Here is a 2,102-nt window from a genome sequence, read left to right on the forward strand (position 1 = left end):
CCCGCCGTAAGCAGCAAACCAATATTGAAGAAGAAACGGCAACTGAAAAATCAGCGCCTACCGAACAAAACCTGACAGATGAAACTGCACCAGCCAAAGAGTCAGCTGATTTGCCCCTTTGGCAACGTGAGAATGTTGATCCGGAAACCAAAAAACAGGCATTACGCGATTTATTTCGTAAACCGGGCTTTAATCAGACTGATGGGCTTGAAGAATACGAAAATGACTATAACTATCATGCTTTTGCTGGATTGGGCTCTGTAGTAACCCATGAAATGAAACGGATGCTGGAACGTCAGCTGGCGCCAGATGAAACAGCTGAACAGCCAGCAGCGGCTGATCCTGTAGAAGATTCTGAACAGAATAACGACACAAAACCGCGAAATAATCGCGACGAGGAGGATAACCCCATTGCATAACGTGGTTTTGGAAGCAGGCCGAATTGAAATTCATCCGGTGCAATTGATTGAGTTTGAATCCCGTGGTCGTTTACTGATTATTGGCAGTGCCGAGGCTGTTTCTGCCGTGGCAGCACATTGTCAGCCATTAACTATCAGTGCATGTGTGACCGACTCATCAACTGTTACAAGCGATGATGTGACCTTGCTAGCAGGTGAACTGGATAGAATAACCGGCTGGCTGGGTGAATTTGATGCCGTAATTGCAGGGCAAACATTACGCTTTGATTTGGTATTGGATTTAACTGATTCGCCAATTCTCAAACAAAAAGTTTCGCCTTTAGGTTATTTCGCCCCCGGTGAAAATCAACAAGCTCTGGCCGAAGCCATACAGCAATTGCCCGATCTGATTGGTATTTTTGATAAACCGCGGTATTTCCAATACAAACCGAATATCTGTGCCCATTCGCGCCGTGGTATTCAAGGCTGTAATCAATGTCTTGAAGCCTGTCCCGCTGAAGCAATAAGCCATGCAGGTGACGAAGTTCGGGTAGATCCCAATTTATGCCAGGGCTGTGGCAGCTGTGTGGCCGTTTGCCCATCCGGTGCAATGAATTATGCGTTGCCATCGCTGGACGTTAGCCTTGAACGGTTACGTTCAATGATGCAGCAATATGACGAACTGGAAACCCAGCCACCGCATATTCTGATTCATGATGAATCCAATGCTCAAACCTTGTTGGAAATGCGCGGTCATGAACTCACTGACAACGTTATTACCTTCTCGATTGAAGAAATTGGCGCATTGAGTATGCCATTCTGGCTGGCGGCGATGGCCTATGGCGCTGCTGGTGTCACGGTTTGGGATGCGCTGACCCATAGTGATCATGATTGGCAGGAATTGCAGCAGCAAATAACCTTAACCAACGAATTATTGAACGGCATGGGCTATTCAACCGCCATTCACTGGCATCAAGGCAATGATTTTACGGCCTTAAAATCCCACATCCAGCAGTTACCCAAAACAGAGGCTGCCACTCCAAGCCGCTTTGCCGGTATGGATAACAAGCGGCGGGTCAGTACCATGGCTTTGTCGCATCTGTATGAAAAAGCCCCCTCACCTCAGGCAGAAATCACACTGGAAAAACCGGCTCCCTTTGGGGAGATTCTGGTCGATAAACAAGCCTGTACATTATGTATGTCTTGCGTATCGGTCTGCCCGGTTGGGGCGTTGGTTGATGGCGTCGATAAACCGCAACTCAATTTTATTGAAGATTTATGTGTGCAATGCGGTATTTGTGAAACGGCCTGCCCTGAAAATGCCATCAGTCTGGCACCACGTTATTTGTATCAACGGGATCAGGCACGGCAAAAGCGTATTTTGCATGAAGAGGCGATTTTTCATTGCATCAGTTGTGCAAAACCGTTTGCCACTCAGAAAATGATCGACACGATTACCGCAAAATTAAAAGATCATCATATGTTTCAGGGCGCGGCGCTGGAACAGCTGAAGATGTGTGAGGACTGTCGTGTCAAAGCCATGTTCAAAAAAGGTTAACAAACGTGGAAGAAATTGAAGAAACTCAGTGGCGTGCCCAAACCTATGCGCTTTTAGCCAATTTGCTGGCAACGCCACCAGAGCAGGACTTGCTTGATAATATCAGCCGTTTGCAAGTCACTGAACCGGAAAGTCCTCTTGGTCAG

The 2,102-nt window shown here is 47.2% G+C and carries 2 protein-coding genes; both read left to right on the top strand.

Translation table 11 applies throughout. The annotated features are described in order from the left end of the window. Nucleotides 1-419: DUF3306 domain-containing protein (locus B3182_RS02520; RefSeq protein WP_292751402.1), on the top strand; the 419-nt coding region annotated here is incomplete at its 5' end. A gap of 1 nt (nt 420) precedes the next feature. Next, entirely contained in the window at nt 421-1,956 is a 1,536-nt protein-coding gene (locus tag B3182_RS02525) for a 4Fe-4S binding protein (protein WP_292751429.1), read from the top strand. The last annotated feature ends 146 nt before the right edge of the window (nt 1,957-2,102 follow it).

Source organism: Methylophaga sp. UBA4204 (genome assembly GCF_002379485.1).
GTDB lineage: Bacteria > Pseudomonadota > Gammaproteobacteria > Nitrosococcales > Methylophagaceae > Methylophaga.